The organism is Novipirellula aureliae (assembly GCF_007860185.1).
Classification (GTDB): Bacteria; Planctomycetota; Planctomycetia; order Pirellulales; family Pirellulaceae; genus Novipirellula_A; species Novipirellula_A aureliae.
The window spans coordinates 292,196-314,391 of record NZ_SJPY01000007.1 but is presented as its reverse complement, the minus strand read 5'-3'; the positions used below and the strand labels follow the sequence as shown (position 1 = coordinate 314,391).

28 protein-coding genes are annotated in these 22,196 nt (G+C 53.0%); 10 read left to right on the top strand and 18 right to left on the bottom strand.

Going from position 1 to position 22,196, the window contains the following annotated elements; translation table 11 throughout:
* Positions 1-6: 6 nt before the first annotated feature.
* The gene (locus Q31b_RS28535) at positions 7-153 is read right to left on the bottom strand and encodes a hypothetical protein (RefSeq protein ID WP_197171993.1); all 147 of its coding nucleotides are present in this window, start codon (positions 151-153) and stop codon (positions 7-9) included.
* A 144-nt stretch (positions 154-297) separates the two neighbouring features.
* Between Q31b_RS28535 and Q31b_RS21275 the strand changes: the two genes are divergently transcribed.
* The 4 genes from Q31b_RS21275 to Q31b_RS21260 all read left to right on the top strand — a co-directional run bounded on the left by Q31b_RS21275 (position 298) and on the right by Q31b_RS21260 (position 3,870).
* Positions 298-888: a DUF6677 family protein gene (locus Q31b_RS21275; protein WP_231617739.1), complete on the top strand. Its 591-nt coding sequence runs from the start codon at positions 298-300 to the stop codon at positions 886-888.
* A 250-nt stretch (positions 889-1,138) separates the two neighbouring features.
* Positions 1,139-1,348, top strand: a complete 210-nt coding sequence (locus Q31b_RS21270; protein WP_146601671.1) for a hypothetical protein — start codon at positions 1,139-1,141, stop codon at positions 1,346-1,348.
* On the top strand, positions 1,349-2,704 hold the full coding sequence (gene trkA, locus Q31b_RS21265; protein ID WP_146601670.1) for a Trk system potassium transporter TrkA: 1,356 nt from the start codon (positions 1,349-1,351) through the stop codon (positions 2,702-2,704).
* A 518-nt stretch (positions 2,705-3,222) separates the two neighbouring features.
* Positions 3,223-3,870 carry a class I SAM-dependent methyltransferase gene (locus tag Q31b_RS21260; RefSeq protein ID WP_231617738.1) on the top strand — a complete coding sequence of 216 codons (648 nt, stop codon included), beginning with the start codon at positions 3,223-3,225 and terminating at the stop codon, positions 3,868-3,870.
* An 805-nt stretch (positions 3,871-4,675) separates the two neighbouring features.
* On the opposite strand, the gene atpC is transcribed toward Q31b_RS21260, so the two are convergent.
* The 16 genes from atpC to accD form a co-directional block, all read right to left on the bottom strand.
* Complete coding sequence (gene atpC / locus Q31b_RS21250; RefSeq protein ID WP_146601669.1) at positions 4,676-5,062, bottom strand: ATP synthase F1 subunit epsilon; 387 nt, start codon at positions 5,060-5,062, stop codon at positions 4,676-4,678.
* A gap of 3 nt (positions 5,063-5,065) precedes the next feature.
* On the bottom strand, positions 5,066-6,514 hold the full coding sequence (gene atpD, locus Q31b_RS21245; RefSeq protein WP_146601668.1) for a F0F1 ATP synthase subunit beta: 1,449 nt from the start codon (positions 6,512-6,514) through the stop codon (positions 5,066-5,068).
* A 61-nt stretch (positions 6,515-6,575) separates the two neighbouring features.
* Positions 6,576-7,478, bottom strand: a complete 903-nt coding sequence (gene atpG, locus Q31b_RS21240; protein ID WP_146601667.1) for an ATP synthase F1 subunit gamma — start codon at positions 7,476-7,478, stop codon at positions 6,576-6,578.
* Positions 7,479-7,528: 50 nt separating this feature from the next.
* Complete coding sequence (locus Q31b_RS21235) at positions 7,529-7,963, bottom strand: DUF4870 domain-containing protein (protein ID WP_146601666.1); 435 nt, start codon at positions 7,961-7,963, stop codon at positions 7,529-7,531.
* Positions 7,964-7,989: 26 nt separating this feature from the next.
* Entirely contained in the window at positions 7,990-9,507 is a 1,518-nt protein-coding gene (atpA, locus tag Q31b_RS21230) for a F0F1 ATP synthase subunit alpha (RefSeq protein ID WP_146601665.1), read from the bottom strand.
* Between the two features lie 81 nt (positions 9,508-9,588).
* A complete protein-coding gene (gene atpH / locus Q31b_RS21225) occupies positions 9,589-10,218 on the bottom strand; it encodes an ATP synthase F1 subunit delta (RefSeq protein ID WP_146601664.1) in 630 nt (209 codons plus the stop codon).
* Between the two features lie 16 nt (positions 10,219-10,234).
* A complete protein-coding gene (atpF, locus tag Q31b_RS21220) occupies positions 10,235-10,879 on the bottom strand; it encodes a F0F1 ATP synthase subunit B (protein ID WP_146601663.1) in 645 nt (214 codons plus the stop codon).
* A gap of 64 nt (positions 10,880-10,943) precedes the next feature.
* Positions 10,944-11,192, bottom strand: a complete 249-nt coding sequence (gene atpE / locus Q31b_RS21215; protein WP_146601662.1) for an ATP synthase F0 subunit C — start codon at positions 11,190-11,192, stop codon at positions 10,944-10,946.
* Between the two features lie 86 nt (positions 11,193-11,278).
* Positions 11,279-12,298 (bottom strand): F0F1 ATP synthase subunit A, encoded by a 1,020-nt coding sequence (atpB, locus tag Q31b_RS21210; RefSeq protein WP_146601661.1) that lies wholly within the window; start codon positions 12,296-12,298, stop codon positions 11,279-11,281.
* 60 nt (positions 12,299-12,358) lie between these two features.
* Entirely contained in the window at positions 12,359-12,631 is a 273-nt protein-coding gene (locus Q31b_RS21205; RefSeq protein ID WP_146601660.1) for a hypothetical protein, read from the bottom strand.
* Between the two features lie 439 nt (positions 12,632-13,070).
* Positions 13,071-13,346 carry an AtpZ/AtpI family protein gene (locus Q31b_RS21200; protein WP_146601659.1) on the bottom strand — a complete coding sequence of 92 codons (276 nt, stop codon included), beginning with the start codon at positions 13,344-13,346 and terminating at the stop codon, positions 13,071-13,073.
* 148 nt (positions 13,347-13,494) lie between these two features.
* A complete protein-coding gene (locus Q31b_RS21195; protein ID WP_146601658.1) occupies positions 13,495-13,755 on the bottom strand; it encodes a hypothetical protein in 261 nt (86 codons plus the stop codon).
* Between the two features lie 723 nt (positions 13,756-14,478).
* Positions 14,479-14,688 carry a hypothetical protein gene (locus tag Q31b_RS21190; RefSeq protein WP_146601657.1) on the bottom strand — a complete coding sequence of 70 codons (210 nt, stop codon included), beginning with the start codon at positions 14,686-14,688 and terminating at the stop codon, positions 14,479-14,481.
* Complete coding sequence (locus tag Q31b_RS21185; protein WP_146601656.1) at positions 14,666-15,502, bottom strand: hypothetical protein; 837 nt, start codon at positions 15,500-15,502, stop codon at positions 14,666-14,668. Before Q31b_RS21185 ends, Q31b_RS21190 begins: the two co-directional genes overlap by 23 nt.
* A gap of 271 nt (positions 15,503-15,773) precedes the next feature.
* A complete protein-coding gene (locus Q31b_RS21180; RefSeq protein WP_146601655.1) occupies positions 15,774-16,667 on the bottom strand; it encodes a serine/threonine protein kinase in 894 nt (297 codons plus the stop codon).
* A 41-nt stretch (positions 16,668-16,708) separates the two neighbouring features.
* Positions 16,709-17,521 (bottom strand): acetyl-CoA carboxylase, carboxyltransferase subunit beta, encoded by an 813-nt coding sequence (gene accD, locus Q31b_RS21175; protein ID WP_146601654.1) that lies wholly within the window; start codon positions 17,519-17,521, stop codon positions 16,709-16,711.
* 98 nt (positions 17,522-17,619) lie between these two features.
* Here accD and Q31b_RS21170 point away from each other — a divergent pair, with 98 nt between their 5' ends.
* From Q31b_RS21170 to Q31b_RS28530, 3 genes are all read left to right on the top strand, one after another.
* Positions 17,620-17,865, top strand: coding sequence for a hypothetical protein (locus Q31b_RS21170; protein ID WP_146601653.1), 246 nt, complete (start codon positions 17,620-17,622; stop codon positions 17,863-17,865).
* A gap of 9 nt (positions 17,866-17,874) precedes the next feature.
* Positions 17,875-18,252 carry a hypothetical protein gene (locus tag Q31b_RS21165; protein ID WP_197171991.1) on the top strand — a complete coding sequence of 126 codons (378 nt, stop codon included), beginning with the start codon at positions 17,875-17,877 and terminating at the stop codon, positions 18,250-18,252.
* Positions 18,253-18,360: 108 nt separating this feature from the next.
* A complete protein-coding gene (locus Q31b_RS28530; RefSeq protein WP_197171989.1) occupies positions 18,361-18,510 on the top strand; it encodes a hypothetical protein in 150 nt (49 codons plus the stop codon).
* Positions 18,511-18,722: 212 nt separating this feature from the next.
* Here Q31b_RS28530 and Q31b_RS21160 read toward each other — a convergent pair whose 3' ends face one another.
* On the bottom strand, positions 18,723-19,247 hold the full coding sequence (locus tag Q31b_RS21160; protein ID WP_197171987.1) for a response regulator: 525 nt from the start codon (positions 19,245-19,247) through the stop codon (positions 18,723-18,725).
* Between the two features lie 232 nt (positions 19,248-19,479).
* Here Q31b_RS21160 and Q31b_RS21155 point away from each other — a divergent pair, with 232 nt between their 5' ends.
* The 3 genes from Q31b_RS21155 to Q31b_RS21145 are packed head-to-tail and all read left to right on the top strand — an operon-like array spanning position 19,480 to position 21,335.
* The gene (locus Q31b_RS21155; protein ID WP_146601651.1) at positions 19,480-19,725 is read left to right on the top strand and encodes a MoaD/ThiS family protein; all 246 of its coding nucleotides are present in this window, start codon (positions 19,480-19,482) and stop codon (positions 19,723-19,725) included.
* Positions 19,726-19,728: 3 nt separating this feature from the next.
* Entirely contained in the window at positions 19,729-20,169 is a 441-nt protein-coding gene (locus Q31b_RS21150) for a molybdenum cofactor biosynthesis protein MoaE (RefSeq protein ID WP_146601650.1), read from the top strand.
* Between the two features lie 11 nt (positions 20,170-20,180).
* On the top strand, positions 20,181-21,335 hold the full coding sequence (locus tag Q31b_RS21145; RefSeq protein ID WP_146601649.1) for an aminotransferase class V-fold PLP-dependent enzyme: 1,155 nt from the start codon (positions 20,181-20,183) through the stop codon (positions 21,333-21,335).
* The last annotated feature ends 861 nt before the right edge of the window (positions 21,336-22,196 follow it).

Here is a 22,196-nt window from a genome sequence, read left to right as displayed (position 1 = left end):
GAAACACTATTGGGCGAGAACCGTGTCACCTTTTGCAGCCGCGGCGAGAAGTTGGCGAGCGGGTTGGGTGAGTGCGCCGTGACCGGCGGGGCCACCGGCGTCTGTAAGCGAATGCGAATTTGGTGACGATTCGGCCATTCGATTCGAAGCCAACGCTTCCTTCGTAGGCAGGTCCGTATACACCGGAGGGATTGGGCTACCGCTTGAGCCGATTATCTAGCACAATGGGGTGACGATGCTGGATCGTCGTTTTTCCAAAAATGTGTTTCCATTCTCTCCAAAAGCTAGAGTCTCTTCATGCCCCCTGACGAACTGACATTGATCGAAGTCGATGGAATCGAGATCGATTTGCGAAACCGGGTTTTGGCCGCTTTTTTGGCTTGGTTGGTTCCTGGGCTAGGGCATTATTACCAAGGCCGGAAGACCAAAGCCGGATTGTTTTGTGTTTGTATTCTAACGACCTGGTTGTTGGGATTTGCACTGGGCGGTGGGCATGTCGTCTACGCGTCCAACTTTCCTGGTGATAAACGTTGGCATTACATCCTACAATCAGGCGTCGGTGCGGCGGCACTTCCTGCTTTGATCCAAGGCAAACGGATGAACGATTATACCGATTACCGCACCGGGCGCACTCGCGAGAGCTACCGTCCTCTTTGGGGAGGCTTCATGGCGCCGCCGACGCGGCCCGTCCTTGATGATCAAGCTGACGATGTCTCCGCTTGGTACGCGCGGCATGGTGCTGGTTATGAAATGGGAACTTGGTATACGGTGATCGCAGGCTTGCTGAACATCCTGGTCATCTACGACGCTTACGGGGGGCCGTTAGCGGTTCCCATAAGCGGGAAACGAAAAAAGAATGACGAAGAGGAAACGGTTTCGGAGGCGTAGCGTAGCGAGTCAAGTGTTTCGCTGCGGCCTCGTGCTTTGTCACAACGAAGAAGGGAAGAATGTGGGTAAGAATCTTTCGTGGCTGTGGCTTCCAGCCGTGGTTTACGGCGGCAAGATACCCCAGCCACGATTCTGCCAAGTCGAAAATCAAACGGTGACAAAGCACTTGAATACGATCTAAGGATCCGAAAGTCTTGGCGACTTCTTTTACCACAAGGTGTTTTTTTCTACCACAAGGTCTTTTTGATTGATGTTTACCATACTTGCCACTTTATCGATTTCACCTTCTTATCTTTTGTACTTTGTGCCGTTGGTAATCTCGATCGCAGTCGTTTTTGGTGCAACCCGGCACGAAGACAATGCGTTGATCTTGAAGCATGCCCTCGGGACGGCACGCTGGATTACTGGGTTCATGGCGATCATTCTATTTGCGTTATTTTTCATTGAATGGATGGTATAGGTGCGCATTTTAACACTCGGTGCGGGAACCGTTGGGCGTTGGATTGCGGACATGTTGTGCCGGCGGCGACATAGCGTTACCGTCGTCGATATCGATCCGCATAATGTTCGACGGATCAATAGTGAATTGGACGTGCGTGCGATTGAAGGTAGCGGGTCGCAAAGTACCGTGTTGTTTCAAGCTGGAGTCTGTTCCGCCGATATTTGTTTGGCGGTCACCGGCGATGACGAAGTCAATATCGTGGCCGCCAGTATGGCCAAGGCTCTCGGGGCACGCCGTAGTATTGCCCGCGTCTATGCCCCCGCATTTCGAGACTTGAGTACATTCGATTATCAAGGTCACTTTAATATCGACAGTATCTTAAGCTTGGAACAATTGACGGCTTTCGAGTTGGTCAGAGCAATCCGTAATCCGGATGCCATTCCTCTCGAGCATTTTGCTCGCGGACAACTACAAGTCTACGAGATGGAAGTTTCCAAGAAAGCCGCTGCGGAAGGACATCGCTTGAAAGAGCTAAAACTTGCAGGCAGTGTGCGGATCGGTTCGATCGCTCGCGAAGGCAGAATGTGGATCGCTAGCGGTGAGGATGAACTCCACGCAGGTGATCGTGTTAGTCTGGTTGGAATGCCCGACGCGGTTGCAAAAGCACGCTTGTTGTTCGGCGATAGTCGTGAGCGTGGCTCACGAAAACGGGTGATGATCGCTGGCGGTGGTGAAACGGGCTACCACCTCGCTGGTTCACTCAATCCAAACGATTATGGGATCGTCCTCCTGGAACAGGACTCCGATCGATGCCTGCAAATGTCGAAGTTGTTGCCCGATGTAACCGTTATCCAGGCGAATGCGAATCGCCGCACGATCCTAGAAGATGAGGGTGCGGGTACTGTCGACTACTTCGTCGCCTGTACAGGGAATGACGAAAGCAACATCATGGCCGGCGTGGAGGCGCGAGAGCTGGGGGCCGCCAGAGTGATGTGTGTTGTCGGCCGACCCGATTATGCAAATGTGGTCGGCAAGTTGGGTATCGACCGTGCCGTCAGTGAGCGTGACGTGCTAGCCCGACAGGTCTTAGGGTTTCTCAATGAAGGGGCCGTGATCAGCCAATGTCGGTTGCCGAACGGTGAAATCACCGTTTATGAACTCGAAGTCGTCGAAGGAACGCGAGTTACGACCGCAACGTTAGCAGAGCTCCCCTTGGCGGGACGCTGCTTGATTGCCGCAATCCAACGTGACGGATTTGTTCGTGTACCACGAGCGGACGACAAGTTGAAACACGGCGATATCGTTGTCGCCTTGGTCGACCAAGCTGCGACCGCAGAATGTTTGGCTCTCTTTAACCCCAGCGAGTTATCTTAGCCGAGTCTCTCCAAGACGCGTAAACGGATTCTAAAATCCATTTTCTGGCAGAGACGCCGCTCGGTTCGAAGCAACTACCGTTTGCTGTTTGTTTTGGGGCCCTTGGTGCCGACCGAAAGGGTGGCCCGTCAAGGCCTCGTTGTAGGGTAGTGGACGAGGTAACGAGTCCTTTTGGACCGCTGTGGAGTCAGGGACTCGTAACCTCGTCCACAACGAGCAAGCCTGATTTTTGAAATGGATGCAGCACGAGGATGGTGTGGTTACTTCGTCCGTTCTAAATTGGTTAGGTTTTCCGTTTGTATTTGCCGTGTAATAAATCGGTAGAAATCGTCCGAAATCAACTCCTTTAATTCGCGGCAAGTCTAGTTGTAGCAATGGGTTAGGTGGATTTTCGGTTTCGGGAATGCAATTGACCTGAACGGGAAAGATGCGAAGCTTAGGTGACAGCTTGCCCGATAACTTGGATGTGCCGAGTGGTGAGGGTAAGACGCAGGATTGAGTTAAAGGTTTTAACACTAATGAGTTTAACCGCTGTTGAAGCAAAAAAATCGATTGAGCCACACCGCAGTCGTTTATACAAGAATTTGGTTCCGGTCTACCAAAACGTCTGGCCTGCGGTTGCAAAGCGAAACATTCGAATTGGGATTGCGTCTCTAAACATCGAGCCAGGTAAAGAGATTTTGGAAGTCGGTGTTGGCACGGGCCTTTCTCTCGATTGCTATCCGCGAGACATCCGGCTCACCGGTGTTGATTTGTCCGAAAAGATGCTCGAGGAAGCTCAGAATTTGATCGAAGAGCGACAGTGGAGCCATGTTGAGGTGGAGCCCGGGAATGCCGAGTCCTTGAACTTTGCCGATGACTCCTTCGATGTCGTCACATCGTTCCACACGATCAGTGTGGTTTCCGACCCTCACGCGATGATGAGTGAAGTGGTTCGAGTGTGCCGACCAGGCGGTCGCATCCTGTTGGTCAACCATTTCCGTAGTGACAATCCCATGATCGCGCGTGTTGTTGATTCAGCGGGAAACATTACGAAGCACCTAGGTTGGCGCACTGATTTGGATCTCGGTGAAGTGATCGCCAAATTGCCTATCCAAGTCGATCATTGCTATAAAGCTAATCCATTGTCGTTTTTTACGATCTTGGAAGCGACGGTATTAAAATAGCGATAGACGAAGGGTGTATCCCCCCAGGATAAGCTTGTCGACTGAGACGCTTCAACACAAGTTTTTCAAAATGTGCCGCATCCGCACGTCTTGTCCCCATACGTGCTCTCGCGCTTTCTTGACTAACGGTCGTTAAGCCGTCCTACTGTGCCTTCTAGTGGCTTTGCCATGGCGGTTAGGACTGGCTTAGCCGAATCCGCCTTCGCCGTCTCGCCAGTGGCACCGCGCTTGCTTAATTCTGGCTGCGTTACGTGGCATAGTGTTTTGCCACTTTCGAAGCAACTCGCTAGAAGGAATAGCACCGTGATTCGCCGAATGTTTGTTTGTTGTGCTGTCGTCGCCGCAAGCTGTATTGCCACAGCCGATACCGCTGACGCCGGCGGCTTTCTAAGTCGCATATTCGGATGCAACGACCAATGCTGTGTGGAGGTTTGCTGCGTAGAGGTTTGCTGTGAGCCTGTTTGCTGCGAGCCTGTTTGCTGTGAGCCCGTTTGCTGTGAGCCCGTTTGCTGTGAGCCCGTTTGCTGTGAACCCGTTTGCTGTGAACCCGTTTGCTGTGAACCCGTTTGTGTTCCACGCCGACCTCGTTGCTGCTTCGGTCTTTTCCGTCGTTAGTGACGTCGTCCGCGCGTGTTCACGCCAGTCACCCGTTAAAGAATAGCAACGATGCCAAAACCGTCCTGCGGGTGATTGGCTTTCTTCTTCCCCGCTAGCCCAGATGATTCATGGGCTTGCAAATTGTTTTGCTGCCGTCGAGCTGGTCCGGGGGCCTCATTTTTTGTTCCTCGTCAAGCCAAGCGAAAGCTTACCGCGAGGCTCGCAGCTTGCCTCTTGCTCGCCGAACGGCATTCTCTTTCAGATCCACTTGTTCGGGCGTTGCGGATGGCAGTTCAAACGCTTCGTCGAGCGAGGATTGGGCTTCTTCGCTGCTAAGCAAGTCGACCGGGATTGCTCGGGAAGTCAGGACGTTGACAGTGTTGTCTTCGACTTGCGCGAAACCGCCATCGATAAAGTACCGTTGTTGACCGGCAGCGGTCTCCAATTTGAGAGTTCCATAGCCAAGACGCCCGATGAATGGGGAATGCCCCTTCATCACGCCTAACTCACCATCAAACATTGGCAACACGACGGAATCCGCTTCGCGGTCGAACTCCGTCTTCTCAGGCGTCACCACTACACATCGAATCGACATCGTTTACTTTGACCCCATTTTTTTGGCTTGGGCTTCGGCTTGCTCAATGACGCCGACATACATGAACGCTTGCTCGGGGAGATGATCCCATTTGCCGTCACAAATTTCTTCGAAGCTTCGGATCGTATCTTCAAGCGATGTGATTTCACCGGCCTTGCCCGTGAACACTTCTGCGACCAAGAAAGGTTGGGACAAGAAGCGTTCGATTCGACGAGCACGATGAACGATCATCTTGTCTTCTTCATTCAATTCGTCGACACCAAGGATCGCGATAATGTCTTGCAGTTCGCGATAACGCTGTAGAATCGTTTGGACGCGGCGGGCAATCGTGTAGTGACGATCGCCGACATATTGTGGGTCCAAAATACGTGAGTTTGAAGCTAATGGGTCGATCGCAGGATAGATACCTTTTTCCGAAATCGATCGTTCCAAGTAAATGAACGCATCGAGTTGACCAAACGCCGTTGCAGGAGCCGGGTCCGTCGGGTCATCCGCAGGCACATAAACAGCTTGCACCGACGTGATTGCGCCCTTTTTGGTCGACGTGATTCGCTCTTGCAAAGCCCCCATTTCGGTTGCCAAAGTCGGTTGATAACCTACCGCCGATGGCATCCGGCCAAGCAGCGCGGACACTTCCGAACCCGCTTGGGAGAAACGGAAAATGTTATCGACGAATAGCAGGGTGTCAGCACCGGTCGAGTCGCGGAAGAATTCAGCCATCGTCAACGCGGACAATGCGACACGCAGACGCGACCCAGGCGGTTCGTTCATTTGACCGAATACCATACACGTTTGCTCAATCACCTTACGGCCGGTTTGGCCAATTTCGGTTTCTTGCATTTCGAGCCACAGGTCGGTTCCTTCACGAGTTCTTTCACCGACTCCGGCGAAGACCGAATAACCACCATGGCTACTCGCGATTCGAGCGATCAGCTCGGTTAGGATTACCGTTTTGCCCAATCCAGCACCACCGAATAGGCCTGCTTTACCACCACGCACAAACGGAGTTAACAAGTCGATAACCTTGATCCCCGTTTCGAAGACTTCGGTGTTGGTCGACAATTCGGAGACGGGAGGAGCTTGGCGGTGAATGGGCCAATAGTCGTCCGCTTGGACGTCACCACGATTGTCGATCGGGTTACCGAGCACATTAAAGACTCGTCCAAGCGTCGCTTCGCCGACGGGGACGGTGACAGGTTTACCGGTGTCATGAACGTCCATGCCACGCATCATTCCATCGGTACTACCGAGGGCGATCGCCCGTATGCGGCCTCCGCCGAGATGTTGCTGGACCTCGCCTACCAAGTTGACCGAGACGCCTTTATGCTCGCTCTTGATCTCGACGGCGTTGTAAATTTTGGGCAATTGGCCTTCGGGGAATTCAGCGTCGAAGGTTGAGCCAATGACTTGAGTAACCTTGCCGATCGCGCCTTGTGCGGTTTCAGTAGACATGTTTTTGTATTTTGAGGTTGAAAAAAAGTTTGATGAATCTTAGGTTTAAGGTCAGGTTCGCTTAGCCTTCAAGCGCTTCGACACCGCCGATGATTTCCATAATCTCGCCAGTGATTTGGCTTTGACGAGCGCGGTTGTACTGCATCGACAATTGCTTAATCATATCGCCCGCATTATCGGTCGCTCCCTTCATCGCGATCATTCGCGAAACCTGTTCGCTAACGGCTGCGTCTAGGAAGCACTTAAACAGTCGAACCTTAAAGCTGGCCGGGACGACCTCTTCCAAAATGCTCTCGGCAGAAGGCAGAAACTCGTACTGGGCAGCATCCTTGTTTTCCGCATCATTTTCGCTGCGACTTGCGGAGTCTGCGTCATCGCCGAGCGAACCGAGCGGCAACAGCGTCTCGACCGTTGGGACTTGCCGGCTTGTACTGATGAATTTCGTGTAAACGACATCAAGCCGGTCTAACTCGCCGTTGATATACATCGCCAAATACTTATCAGCAATCTTCTCAACTTCAGCAAACGCCGGTTGATCTTCGAAATCCAGGTAGGTTTCGTCAATCTGGATGCCGCGAAACTTCATTCCGCTGATGCCTCGTTTCCCGCTGACGTCGACCGCAACCGAATCGATTTGTTCTCGTTGCTTGCGGATCATAGGAACGGCTGTGCGCAACACATTGCCGTTGTAACCGCCGCACAATCCCCGGTTACTGGTCATCACCAACACGCGCGCTGCATGAGTCTCGGTACGAGGTTCAAGCAGCGGATGTTTGACGTCCAAGCCGGCGGCCGCTAAACGGTTCACAATTTCGGTGATCCGTTGTGTATAAGCGGTTGCGGAATTTGCACGATCCATCGCCTTTCGGTATCGCGCCGTCGCAATCAATTCCATCGTCCGCGTAATCTTGCGAATGTTGCGAATCGATTTGCGACGTTTATCGAGTGCTCGTGCGTTGGCCATAAAAGTTCAAACGAAAAGTGATCTAACTTGATAGACGAAAAAGGGTTGTATTATCGGAACAAACGAAGGTTGAACGGGTATTGGTAGGGTTGCCCGTCCCGGACAGCGATCGCAGCAATGATTCCAAACACGATTTGCAAAACCGACGGCACAAGCAATAGTGGGAACAAGGTTCCACAGGAAGCGAAGAAAATGACAACACACACAACACCGACAATCAGCAGGGTGATTTGAAAGTTCAGAGCTTCCTTCGCTTGTGACTCCACAAAAGCAGACTTGTCTTTGTAAATTAAGTAAACCACGAGGGGCCCAATGAACCCAACAAAACCGCCCATCACCACTCCCGCACATCCACTGAGGTGCGCAAGCAAAGCCAAATTGCGATCCTCATCGTTGGCGCTCAATGGTTCGTTGGCGCTCAATGGTTCGGTTGGTTCTACTTTGTTTGCGTCAGGCTCATTCGGTGGCAAAAAAGGGTTGGACATCGTGATGACTCATTTCCGTTTTGGGTTTAAACCTCAACGGGCTTGTAACCCGCTTTGAATTCTGTAATGACCGCAACAATTTGCTCGGCAATCTCATCGGTCAAGTCCTTCTTCTCGGCCAAATCATCAAGCATTTTACCATGCTTGTCTTTGACAAACTGAATGAAATCTTTCTCCCACTGGGGGACGGACTTGATTGGCACATCGTCGAGGTGTCCACGTGTCCCGGCAAACAGACTGAGGATTTGCTCGGAAATCTTCATCGGTTGGTACTGTGGTTGTTTGAGCAATTCCACCATTCGGTAACCTCGATCGAGTTGGCTTTGTGTTGCCGCATCGAGGTCGGTGCCAAGTTGTGCGAACGCTTCGAGAGCACGGAAGGCGGCCAAGTCGAGACGCAAGCCGCCGGCGACTTTCTTCATCGCTTTGATCTGGGCTGCACCCCCCACTCGCGATACCGAAATCCCTGCATTCATTGCCGGACGGATCCCTGCAAAGAACAAGTCGGGTTGCAAGTAGATTTGGCCATCGGTAATCGAAATCACATTGGTCGGAATGTAGGCGGACACCTCGCCTTCGAGCGTTTCGATGATTGGCAAACTGGTGATTGAACCACCCCCGAGTTCTTCCGACAATTTAGCGGATCGTTCTAGCAATCGACTGTGGCAATAGAAGACGTCACCTGGGTAAGCTTCACGTCCGGGGGGGCGTCGCATCAACAAACTCATCTGGCGATACGCCACCGCTTGCTTGCTCAAGTCATCATAGACGATTAAGGCATGGCCACCATTGAACATGAAGTGCTCAGCCATCGCCGTTCCAGCGTAGGGGGCCATGTATTGCAGCGGAGCAGGAGCACTTGCACCCGCAGCGATGACACACGTGTATTCCATCGCCCCTTTTTGGGTCAGCACTTCGACGATACTGGCGACCGCTGAATCCTTTTGCCCGATCGCAATGTAGAAACATTTAACGCCGGTATCTTTTTGGTTCAAAATCGCATCGATCGCGATCGCCGTTTTCCCCGTTTTCCGGTCACCGATGATCAATTCTCGTTGCCCGCGTCCAATGGGGGTCATCGCATCGATCGCTTTGACTCCGGTTTGCAATGGCTCGGTAACTGGTTGTCGTTCGGCAACGCCGGTGGCAATCACTTCGACGGGGCGAGTGATGTCGGATTGAACGGGGCCTTTCCCGTCGAGCGGGTTTCCGAGCGGATCAAGAACGCGGCCCATCACAGCATCACCAGCAGGCACGCTTAGCAGTTCACCCAACGCCTTGACCTCGTCTCCTTCTTTGATCGTCAAGAAGTCGCCGAGGATGATGACACCAACAGAGTTTTCTTCCAGATTAAAGGCCAAGCCGATCGCCCCGTTAGGAAACTGGACCATCTCTCCTGCCATCACGCCGGATAGTCCGTAGACTCGAGCGATGCCGTCACCGACTTCCAACACGGTACCGACTTCACGAACGTCAATTTTATTGTCAAATTGCTCGATCTCTTGTTGCAAGACCGATGCGATTTCATCGCTGCTAAATTTCATAGGTAACGCTAATCAATGGATAGGGGCGTTTAAATGGAATGTTTAATAATAGGTTGAATGCGGAGGACTAGCCGTACTCGTTCAATTTGGTTCTTTGAAAAAAGTCTCAAACCGCTTAAGCAATTGGCTTGAGAACCCTTCACGTGCTTGCCGGCTCATTTGATCGAGCCGGTTGGCGACACTGCCGTCAAAAACGGTATCGCCCACTCGAACAATCATGCCTCCAATCAGATCGGCGTCGACATGCTCTTCGAGTCGGACTTGTCTACCGAGCGAGGACGAGAGTTTCTCAGCGACCTGATGCCTCATCGCGTCATCGAGTGGTACAGCGGTTCGGACCGATGCCACAACTCGACCAACTTTCTCGTCATGAATTCGTTCCGCGGCGACGCGGACTGCGGCGACGTAACCCAAACGATCTCGCTCCGCCATCACCTTCAAGAACTTGATGAGTGATGGATGAAACGATTCACCAAACAAGCGGTCGATCACACGGACTTTCTCTTCCGCTTTCACTCGAGGAGAAGCGAAGACGGCCCGCAGCGGTTCGCTCGAATCGAGAAAATCGTCTACGATTCGACCGAGTTCGGCAACCACTTGCTCCGCAACACCTTGGTTGTTTGCGGCATCGACCAGCGCTCGGGCATAGATACTTCCCAATTGCTCCGCACCGGTATCGAGAACCGTGTTGTGTTTTGGGGCTTCGGTCATGAAAAGGCTCTATATTCTAATTATTGCTAGGTAATCGATCGAGCGATTGGCGAATCAATTCGGCATGATCGTCTGCGTGTAGTTCCCGCCCAACGACCTGTTTGGCAACTCGCATCGCAATTTCGGATGTTTGACCTGCCAATTCGGTGAGCGCCACTTTCTTGGCGTTCTCGATATCGGCCACAGCGCGGACTCGAGTTTTCTCGGCTTCTGCCTTGGCTTCTTCGGCGATTCGTTGGCTGTTCGCTTCCGCATCGTGGCGAGCCTCCGCCAGCATCGTTTGCACTTGGCTCGACGCTTCATTGAGTTTCGTTTGATACGATTCGAGTAGTGTGCGAGCCTCAACATTCGCCTTTTGGGCCGCTTCCAAGTCGCCGTGGATTTTGTCCTCGCGTGCTTGTAGCCCCTGCAAGATCGGCGGCCATACGAAAAAGGACAACACCGCCAAAACAACCAAAAAGATTGCAATGTTGACAACGGCCGAGCCGACATCGACTTGCAAAATTGGTGGCGTGTGATCGCCATCGGCTGCGTGAGAATCCACGGCAGCCTCGGCGTGAGGAACCTCGGAAGTCTCTGCATAACATGGCACCGACGACATCCCACCAAGGGCGATCGCCATCACAACAAACAAAATGTACCGAACAAACTTCGAACGCATCGATTAGCCTTTTCCAAGCAATAGAGCGGAAACGTAGGGTCATTCAACCCTGTCGAAAACGGACTTAGGTAAGAATGTAAACAACGATCAAAGCGATGACCGTCACCCCTTCGATCAATGCTGCCGAGATCAACATCTGCGTGCTGATCGGACCTGCAGCTTCGGGTTGCCGTGCAATCGATTCGACAGCGGACGAGCCAATTCGACCAATACCGAATGCAGCACCGAGGATGACGAGACCGACGCCGATACCAGCACCCATCTTGCCAATGTTCATTACTTCCTGAGCCAAAATCATAGCCATTTCAAACATCGTAACAGTACTCCTGAGGTTATTTTCAAACCAAGTTGGTTAAAGGGATAGTGGGTTGAGTGAGAGTGTAAAATGAAGCTTGCAAACTAGTGTGAAGGAGCCAAAGGGGTAATCCGCTTTGGATCGATCATCTTGTCCAGATCCATTCGTCCTTCGTCGGTCGACGGATCGTCGTGATGAGGATCGTCGTGGTGAGCGGCGGTCATCGAGATGAACAGGACCGTCAAAAACGTGAAAATGAACGCCTGGAGGAAACAGATAAACAACTCCAATAGCGTCAAAGCCGCTCCGCCAAAGACAACCGCAAAACCGACTCCGAAGCCAAGTGTCGTCGAAAATGCGAGTGCCGTCGTGACCAAACCAACGAAAGCGGCAATCACCAAGTGACCCGCCATCATGGTTCCAAAAAGCCGCATCGCAAGCACGATTGTCTTGATCATCAGCCCTACCCACTCCAAAATATAAAGCGGGATGCCAATCACAAGCATCTTGGGGTCGTCCCAGCCGACGGGATTGAAGTGAGCAAAGAAAGCCTTCACTCCTGTTTCGCGAATGCCAATGAACAGAATCGCGACAAAACTGGTGATCGCCAACATTAAATTAAGCGACAAATTACCGGTCGCCGTGCCGCCAAAGTGGGCGTACTTCGCGTTACCGGTAAGCGATTGCAAAATGTAGCCCAGTGGGATCAACCCTAGCACGTTGCAAAACAGGATGAAAAAGAAGACGGTCCAAATGTAGTAGATATACTTGTCGGTGAGCGCACCCAAGTTCGGACGGGCAACCTCGTCACGAATAAACGCAGCCATCGTTTCAAACAATTGTGAAACGCGGCCCTTCGTCTCGTAAGCATGGAGTCCCTCGCCCTTGGGACGGACTCGGAGGGCGACGTAAGCAAACATCAAAACCACCGCGATTGCAGCGACTGCCGTCATCATCAAATGGTTGGTGATGTAGAAATCGTACACGCCGTCCTTGATGTTCAGGGCCGGAATGTCCCCGCCACCAACATGCACACTATAGAGCGGCCCATCCTCGGGGAAAATCCGATGGGGTACCACGTGAGTGATGGGGCTATGGTCAGCAGCAGCAACGATGAATGGCATCCGAGATGTCGTGAGTTGTACAGCGAAATATTGCAAAGTAAAAACAAAGAACCGCGGCGATCATCGTTGCCCCGGCAAATTCATGAACCAACCGATCGTCCCAATCTCAATCGTCGTCAAATAGACGTACCAACCAAGCAGGGTGATTGCTAGCCATTGCGGTGATTCCGCCAATTGATAGCGGCAATAGACAAACATTGCAACCGTCCCCAGCAGACGAATAATCATCGCCGTGCCCCAAGCGACGGTAAACCGACCAAACTCGGCCCACGTTTGCTCACGCGAGCCACGAGTATAGCCAAAAGTATCATGACGGGAATCCTCTTGAGACACGCTTTTTTCAGGTTCGTCGCTTTTTTTTATGCTAGACCCCGTCGCTTGTCCTATCTGGGCAAGGACTCCCGGGAGCATTGCGACGAAGCCGATTATCCCACTGCCCAAAGAGATGAGTAGAAAACTCGCCACGGATGCACTGTTCATGAGAGCCAAAATGCCCCAGCCGAGCAGCATCGCAATGGCCCAACCCAAGAAGACGGCCCGAAGGGCTCTGCCGAATACCCATGCGGTGTTGGGGAATGCCCGCGGCGAGCCCTCGCTAGGGTTGGGTTTCGAAGGCTTGGGCCCAGAGGGCGTCATATCTTTGCCGGTGGTGTGTGCCACCGGTCCATGTAACTGCGTTCCCTCTAGCCCGAAGGGCGACACGACACATTCTATTGGATGAGACTGGCTATTGGATGAGACTGGGGCAAGTCACTCGAAGCGTTGCTAATGCTTACGGGCCAGCCTTCACCGCTACGATGATAAATCGGGTCATCGCTAAACTGAACCCCACAAGCATGGCTCCTGCGGTAACGAAGGGCCGATCCGCGTCTCGCCAGTCGTCAATCCAATATCCCACAGCGGTAAAAAGCAGTGTTGTGCCCGCGAGTTCAATTCCCATACCCGCAAAGCGAACCCAGTTTCGGTTTGCTTTTTTCTCGGTCGGGGATTCGGATTTGGAGAGATCCGATCGCTCGCTATTGGATTCCGGTTCCTTCGTGGTCATCATCGCTCAACATGCTCGTAGGCGAGTCTCTCCGAGACTCGTAGCTTTCGCCGTCTCGGCGAGACGCCGCTACTTGGATTCGCAATTTTCGTGGCTCTCGTAGGCGAGTCTCTCCGAGACTCGCAGCTTTCGCCGTCTCGGCGAGACGACGCTACTGAGACTCGTCATTTTCGTGGCTCTCGTAGGCGAGTCTCTCCGAGACTCGCAACTTTCGTCGTCTCGGCGAGACGCCGCTACTGGGTTCGTCATTTTCGTGGCTCTCGTAGGCGAGTCTCTCCGAGACTCGCAGCTTCCGTCGTCTCGGCGAGACGCCGCTACTTGGACTCGTCATTTTCGTGGCACTCGTAGGCGAGTCTCTCCGAGACTCGCAGCTTTCGTCGTCTCGGCGAGACGACGCTACTGGGTTCGTCATTTTCGTGGCTCTCGTAGGCGAGTCTCTCCGAGACTCGCAACTTTCGCCGTCTCGGCGAGACGCCGCTACTTGGATTCGCAATTTTCGTGGCTCTCGTAGGCGAGTCTCTCCGAGACTCGCAGCTTTCGCCGTCTCGGCGAGACGCCGCTACTTGGGTTCGTCATTTTCGTGGCTCTCGTAGGCGAGTCTCTCCGAGACTCGCAACTTTCGCCGTCTCGGCGAGACGCCGCTACTGAGACTCGCATCTTCCGTCGTCTCGGCGAGACGCCGCTACTGAGACTCGCAGCTTTCGTCGTCTCGGCGAGACGACGCTACTGAGACTCGCAACTTTCGCCGTCTCGGCGAGACGCCGCTACTGAGACTCGCAACTTTCGTCGTCTCGGCGAGACGCCGCTACTGAGACTCGCAGCTTTCGTCGTCTCGGCGAGACGCCGCTACTGGGACTCGCAACTTTCGTCGTCTCGGCGAGACGCCGCTACTGAGACTCGCATCTTCCGCCGTCTCGGCGAGACGCCGCTACTGAGACTCGCAGCTTTCGTCGTTTCGGCGAGACGCCGCTACTGGGCTCGTCATTTCGGTGGGTCGGAGGACGCTGCTAGCGGGCTGTCGATTTAATCGGTTTGACTCGACTGATTGTTTAACGCCAAGCCATAGGCGACCGCTTATGGAAAAGCTGACGCCTTCGGCTAAGCGTTAAACGATTGAATCGACAGCCCGCTAGGGCTACACGATGACGCGATCGACCGTCATCACCATCGCGCTGGGCTGAGCCGAACGAGTGTTCCAGTAATCCGGTGCCCAACGCTGGTATTCGATGAACATCGCGATGACGGCAACAAGTAAAAATAGCACACTTAAAATCAGCATCACCGTGTAGACGCTCGGTGGTTGTTTGCGGCTTGGTTGTGGCTCAGTCGATGGAAGTGTCGACACGGTCATTCTCCTTGATAATACCTTGACTGTAGTCCGACAAAATGCTCGCGACCGCATGATCGGGTTCAACTTGCAAAACCTGCAATTTTCCTACGTAGCGGCCATCGCGAGTCACTTCGAGTCGGTGTCCTTTGCGAAGACCATCATCGTAGCCGATCGAAACTTCGACCAACTTTCTCGGGCGATTGATGACCAAGACGGTGCCGTTTCGTTCGGGTGGTGCCCCGTCAAGCGGCTCATGGATATCGATTCCCTTGGAGTCGACGACCTCTTTGTAACGAGTCACCTGGGCTAACAATTGTTCGTTACGCTCGCGTTGGATTTGCACAATCCCGCGAAGTTCGTTCATTTGATCGGTTAACTTAAGCGTTTGCGTGAACAGATCATCACGGCTTTTTTGTTCGCTCCTAATCTGTTCGCGAAGGACCGCGGTTTCAGCCGTCAATTCCTCGAGCGATTGGGCACGGCTGAGGTCGGTTTGCGAGAGCACCGTATTTTTAGCTTCCAACGTTTCAACGGTTGCTTGACTCTTTTGAAGTTCTTCGTTGGTTTGATCGTACTGGGTCTGCAGAGCAGCCAAAGCGGTTCGTCGAGCCGCTTGTTCGCGAGCCAAATCCGCTTGGATATCGTTTCGGGCGTCCCGAAGTTGCTGATTGGTCGATTCTAATGTCTGGATGTTTTCCTTTAGTCCACCTGGCCCCATCACCATGTCTCGCCAGTTCCGATGCGATGCATTCACGGCGAGAGCCAGGACCATAAAGGTGAGGCTAAGGACGAGGATAATGACTGTGAACGATTTCCCGAGCAGGGTCATTGCGAAGATTCCGTAAAACGTTCTAACCGAAAAGAAATTGCCGTGGGCCACAAGCGGGTGATAGCTAACTTGCCTCACTTAACACGACTACTGAAGTATAGTTAGCCAGAAAAACGAATGTCAACGATTTCATCAGGAAATCTGGGTTTCTTCGTAGCGGTTTTGTCGAAGTTGGGGTTTTGCCGGTTGTTCAGGGCAAAAAAATGGTTGGAGTGTCGTGGTTAGGCGATTCGTGGCGCCGCTCCGAGCGGCGAAAGCCTGGACTCCAACGCTAGAATTCCGTCTTGACCAATCGAATTGATTGAAGGAATTGGTCGATCGTTGCCGTTCGCTCTTCGACTTTGGGGTTGAGTGCCGACATGATACTTCGGGCTAAACGGGGATCGATCGCAGGGCAATACTCTAGTAAGTCAGTCGGTGCCGTGGTGTCATGATACAAAGCTGCTCGTCCGTTCACTTCGTCTCCTTGCCAAGGATGCTTAAATGAGCACAGGCAAAAACAAGTGACGCCGAACGAGAACAGGTCGACACGCTGATCGGTATGCCGGCGGCGGACGATTTCAGGAGACATATACAGCGGGGTGCCCGTCCGATTTCCTGGTGCCATGTAGGGAGCGGTGGCTGGGATTGTCAAGCCGAAATCGATCAATTTGATCCCGCTCATGTCGGGCAAGCAGATGAAGTTGCGTGGGCAGATGTCGCGATGAATGAATCCTTTGGAATGGACATACTGGATCGCTTCGGCCATTTCGCGAATTAGCATCAGCCGGCGTCCGCGAACCAATTCCTCATGCTTGTTGACGATAATATGCTGCAGACTCGGACCTTCGATATACTCCATGACGATGATCGGCTGCCCCTTCGTCGTCACACCCGCTTCATAGGTTTCAACGACTCTGGGGTGTTTCATTCCCATCGCGATCTCACCCTCACCCGGTTTCCCCAAACCTTTGAAACGTGCCTCGAATAGGTCGTGTTTTTCGATATCGAGTAACTTCACGCCGACCACCCGATCTTTTTCGCGGTCGCGGGCAACAAAAAATGCGCTCATCGTCCCAACCGCGCTCGTTCGCATTCGTTCGAACCGCGACTCGACATTGATAACGCTATTGAAACTTGAGCCCGACGAAGCGAATCGTGCTTTGAGCGAATCGATCAGACCCATAATGTTTTCCTTCCCCTTTCGACTTTTCTACTTTCTACTTTCTACTTTCCGCAATAATCAATGGTCCGAGCAATCTCGGTTTTTAGGCTTTTGCGAGCAACGATACGGTCGATGTAACCATGTTCGAGCAAGAATTCGCTCGTTTGAAAGCCTTCGGGTAACTCGATCCCTATGGTCGCTTTGATCGTTCGTGGTCCGGCAAACCCGATCAACGCCTTCGGTTCCGCAAACACTAAATCCCCCAGCGACGCGAAACTGGCTGCCACACCTCCCATCGTCGGGTTGGTCAGTACGCTGACAAACAAACCGCCTGCTTCATCATACCTTGCTAATGCAGCGGTCACCTTTGCCATTTGCATAAGTGACAAAATTCCCTCGTGCATGCGGGCACCCCCGCCGCTTGCGCTAATGATAATCAAAGGTAAGCTCTGGTCGGTAGCAAATTCGACCAAACGCGTTAGCCGCTCGCCCACGACGGACCCCATCGACCCCATGATAAAAGCGCTGTCGGTAACGGCAAAGGCGACTCGGCGGGCACGAATCATGCCGGTCCCTGTGACAACGGCATCGGTTAATCCGGTGCGTTTTTGTTCATCCTTGAGTCGGTCTGCATACTTTCGGCGATCCGAAAATTCCAAGGGATCGACCGATTGCAATTCTTCATTCATCGCTTCGAACGTACCGTCGTCCAATACCTGAGCGATACGCTCATGAGCGGAAACGTAAAAGTGGTACTCGCACTTGGGACAGACGTTCAGTCGTTGTGCGACTTCTTTTTTGTATACCGAAGCGGAACAGCCGGGGCATTTCACCCACAAACCTTCCGGAACGCCACGTTTTTTATTTTGAGCCATGCTTGTTGCTGTGTTGACTGAATCTGAGGTTTTCGGTTCGGTAGCGGCCATGCCTGCCTCGCGAAAGAATGAGGGTGAATAAGTGAGGGAGTAAGACGATGACGATCAAGACGCGGAAGGAATATAGCGAGTCGGACGGAATCGTTCCCAGTGCACTAGAAACCAATGTACAGGATCGTCGATCGTTGTTCGATCCGGCTTTTTTTTTGTGGCTCGAATCGCATCGCGGCGATGGCCGCAAAACAATGCTTCTCGAAGCGATAGCGGCGGCGGATCGATCGACAGGGGGCGAGCGATCCCATACATTACCCGATCGAGACATTGAACGAGAGGATTTGGATTAAGACGAGACGATGGGCAAGAAAAAGAAAAACAGTAGAATTCCGCACAAATACCAGCCTTGGATTGATGCACGCAAAAAATACCGCCTGTCCCACGCCCAAATTCAAATGGCTCGGGAATTGGGGATGTCACCAAAGGGATTTCGTAGCTTAGCGAATACCGACAACAAGCCTTGGAAAGCACCGCTCCCCCAGTTCATCGAATCGCTCTACGAAAAAAAATTCAACAAAACCGAGCCCGACCAAATTCTATCGATCGAAGAAATGGCCGCCGAGCACATGGCGAGACGGGAAGAGCGGAAAGCTCAAAGGGCAGCTCTCGAAGCCGAGGCGGTCGTTGAGGCGGCTGCCGAAGACGAACAGCCTTTTAACGAAGCCGCCTCGAAGTAAGGCAGCCGAAGCCCTGCCGTTTGAAGGGTTCGTTTTACAAACGCGTACGCTTGTCGTCGTCCCCCCCGGCGCGCCGCCGAATGACGCGTAATGAAGGAATTCTGAAACGTGAAACCTCCTTCCGTCGAGCTTGTCTCGGCGGAGGAAACAAGTGGCGGCTACAAACCGCACGGCCGAAAGAAATTCGCCCCACCCCCACGAATCGCCGGAGGCGATTCGTGGGGGTGGGGCGAGCGTGGAATTTTGCATTCATGGTAGCTGCCACCTGTTGCTCCGCCCGGACAAGCGGGACAGGCAAGCGGGACAGGCAAGCCGCCCAGACAAGCCGGACGGAAGCAGGAAAACACCCCTGTGAAGCTCATTCCGTTTTTCTTAAGTCCACGCCATTCGGCGCAGCGCAGGGGCGGCTGTCAGGTTTTTGATTCAGCTGAACTTGAAAACGCGCGGCCGTTGAATCAGTGGAGAGCATATCACGGGGACAATTGCGAACCACTTTCCTGAATGCGGCGTGCCATGCGGCGAAGTTTAGGTGATACCGCTGGCATCGCACTGGGCCTGGCAATCTTCAGCGTCGCGACCTGAATTGGAAACGCCGATTCGAACACCGTGTTAGACCTCCATTCCCGCTGTGACTCAATTTGATCGATGACCTCTTCAAATTGTTTCATGTCGAGAGGTTTGGGAAGCAGGCAGGTGGCTTTGAAATCTTCGGCGATTCGGGCTATTTCAGCGTCCACCAATCCACTGATCATGATGACCGGTAGTGTGCGGATCTGTACGTCGGAGTGATTTCGGATAGCGCTCAGCAGATCTAAACCGCTACCGCGAGGCATCTCGATGTCGGCCACGACCAAATCGGGCGGAGATTCCAAGATTGCCTCCCAAGTGTCGGTTCCACCGCTAAACGTTTTGCACTCGTAATCAAGCATCGAAAACCAAGTTCGCATCATTTCTCGCGATGCACGAAGATCGTCAGCCGCAAAACAAACTCGCATACAAGTACTCCATTCCATTATAAAAGGTCAAATCGATTGGCACTCAACCGGCGACCCGATTTTATTTCTGCGTCGGGGGACCGGCAAGTGTTTCCAGCCGGAGCCTGCACATGTTACGCTCTATTGTAGGCTTTGGGTCGTTATCGATAAGCTAGTATTTCGGTTAGCATTCGAAGTAATCTGGGTTTAGCCGGGTGATGAATATTTCTATCGTTTTGTTTCAAAGTGTCCAATGAAAATCGACGTGCTTTTATTTGCTGCGATCCGCGATTTGGCGAACCAGGATTCCATTGAAATTGAGGTTTCCAAGGATGCTACGGCGGTTGACGTTCTCAACGCTGTCGGCAAGCACTTGCCCGCTATTGGGCCGTTGTTGCCCTCTTGTCGCATTGCTCTCGATTCACGCTATGTTGGCAACGATCAAGTCGTTGCCGATGCGACGGAAATCGCTCTGATCCCACCCGTAAGTGGAGGCTAGCAAATGACGCTTGCGACGGACCGTGTGTTCATTTCGATCGTGGAGGAACCGATCAACTGGATGTCTTTTCACCATCAATTAGAGGATCCAGATGTCGGGGCTCATGGATGGTTTTCGGGAGTGACGCGCCGCAAGACGGGTGACCGAATTACAGAGTCGTTGTCTTATCAAGCTCATCGGCCGATGGCGGTTCTAGAGCTGCGTCGCTTGGCGAATGAAGCAATGGCTCGGTTCGAGCTAACCAGGCTATTGATCGTTCATCGGCTTGGCGTCGTTCCGATCGGCGAACCGAGTGTGGTGATCGGTTGCAGCAGTGCTCATCGCAAGCAAGCCTTCGCAGCACTTCCTTGGTTGATGGATCAGATCAAAGAGGATGTCCCGATCTGGAAAAAAGAAATCTATCTCGATGGCACCACCGAGTGGATTCACCCCACGAACCAATAGTACCGAACTCAATGCGATCCCCACGAATCTATCTCGATCATGCAGCCACGTCGTGGCCAAAGCCCGAATCGGTATTCGCTGCGACCGATTTGTATCATCGTCACGTCGGCGCTGCAGCGGGGCGCGGCCAATATGCTTCGGCGAGCAAGGCGGACCACGTCGTTGCGGCGGTTCGACGCCACGTTGCCAGTTTGATTTCGGCAGAATCAAGCGATTGCATCGCGCTGTTTAGCAACGGGACCATGGCACTCAATGCCGCCATCGCGGGTATCCTTTGCGAAGGAGATCATGTGATTACGACCGCGGCGGAGCACAATAGCGTTCTGCGGCCTTTGTCTCACTTGAACGCTCTCGGCCGAATCTCCCTTACGATCGTCGATTGCGACCGGTACGGCTTGGTCGATGCCGCTGCCGTTGCCGAGCACCTTCGTGACACAACAAAACTAGTGGCCGTGACGGCCGCCAGCAACGTGACCGGGACGCTGCAGCCCATCGAAAAAATTGGCCAATATTTGGCAAAATCTCAGGCTGCTTTTTTGGTCGACGCCGCACAAACCTTCGGCTACTTGCCGATCAATGTTGAAGCGATCGGCGTCGATCTTTTAGCGGCTCCAGGCCACAAGGGCGGCAACGGACCACAAGGTACAGGGTTTCTTTATGTCGCCCCAGAATGGCACCCGCGTATTGCACCGAGTACGTTCGGTGGGACGGGAACTCAGTCGGAATCACTGGAAATGCCGACGACGATGCCAGCCAAATTGGAAGCGGGGAATTTAAACGTCGCTGCCCTCGCCGGATGGGCTGCAGGATTGAAGGAGTTGATCGAAATTGGTCAAGCTCTGCACACGCAGCACTGCAAAGCACTCGCGAATCACTTGCATGAAGGTATCCGAGCGATCGGGAGCTATGAGTTGTTTGGCCAAGGCGACGATTTGCCGATCGCCAGCATCCGCGCGGCCCATTTTACGCCAAGCGACTTGGCGGTAATCTTGGATGCTGAATTCGGCATCGAAACGCGTGCAGGTTTGCATTGTGCCGCGCTGATCCATTCCCATCTGGGTAGCTCGCCCGATGGGACGCTGCGGATCAGCGGAGGAGCCGCGACGACGCCGGAAGAGATCGATCGTTTACTAGCTGCATTGCGGACGGTTGCAGCGGAGTTCTAGGCTCGGATTATTCATGAGCGTCCTGATTTGAGAACGTTTGAAAAAAATGGCTCCACCGAAGAATCCGTGGGTTGGTTCATCCATCCCAAATACCGAAGGGTAGGTTTTTCAGGCACCGCAGGGCAAAAAGAATGTTTTCGCTGCATCGGCAATCGGACGTTCAAAAATAAACCTCGGCAGAACAAGCTGTTTTATCAAGGCCAAGCAAGACATTCTTCCCTCCCTGACCCCGTTGTCCCCCCTGACCCCGTTGTCCCTCAGTAAATTGCTCCTCAGCAGAGCTAGCCCGGAGGACGAAACGATCCACAGGCCGGAGGCCGACACATCCACTAGCCCGGATGATTCATTAGCCGTTTTGGCGATAGCGGGCTGTCGATTTAATCGGTTTGACTCGACTGATTGTTTAACGCCAAGCCATAGGCGACCGCTTATGGAAAGGCTGACGCCTTCGGCTAAGCGTTAAACGATTAAATCAGCAGGCCGATAGCCACGGCTGCGTGATTTGTCGTGTGAACCGTGGCTAACGGGCTGTCGATTTAATCGGTTTGACTCGACTGATTGTTTAACGCCAAGCCGTAGGCGACCGCTTATGGAAAAGCTGACGCCTTCGGCTAAGCGTTAAACGATTAAATCAGCAGGCCGCTAACCCGGATTATTCATTAGGCGTTTTGGCGCTAGTAAGCTGTCGATTTAATCGGTTTGACTCGACTGATTGTTTAACGCCAAGCCGTAGGCGACCGCTTATGGAAAAGCTGACGCCTTCGGCTAAGCGTTAAACGATTAAATCAGCAGGCCGCTAACGCCAAAACGGCTAATACGCAGACTGTTTTTCGAGCAATGAACGTAAACGCTTGAAGGCGT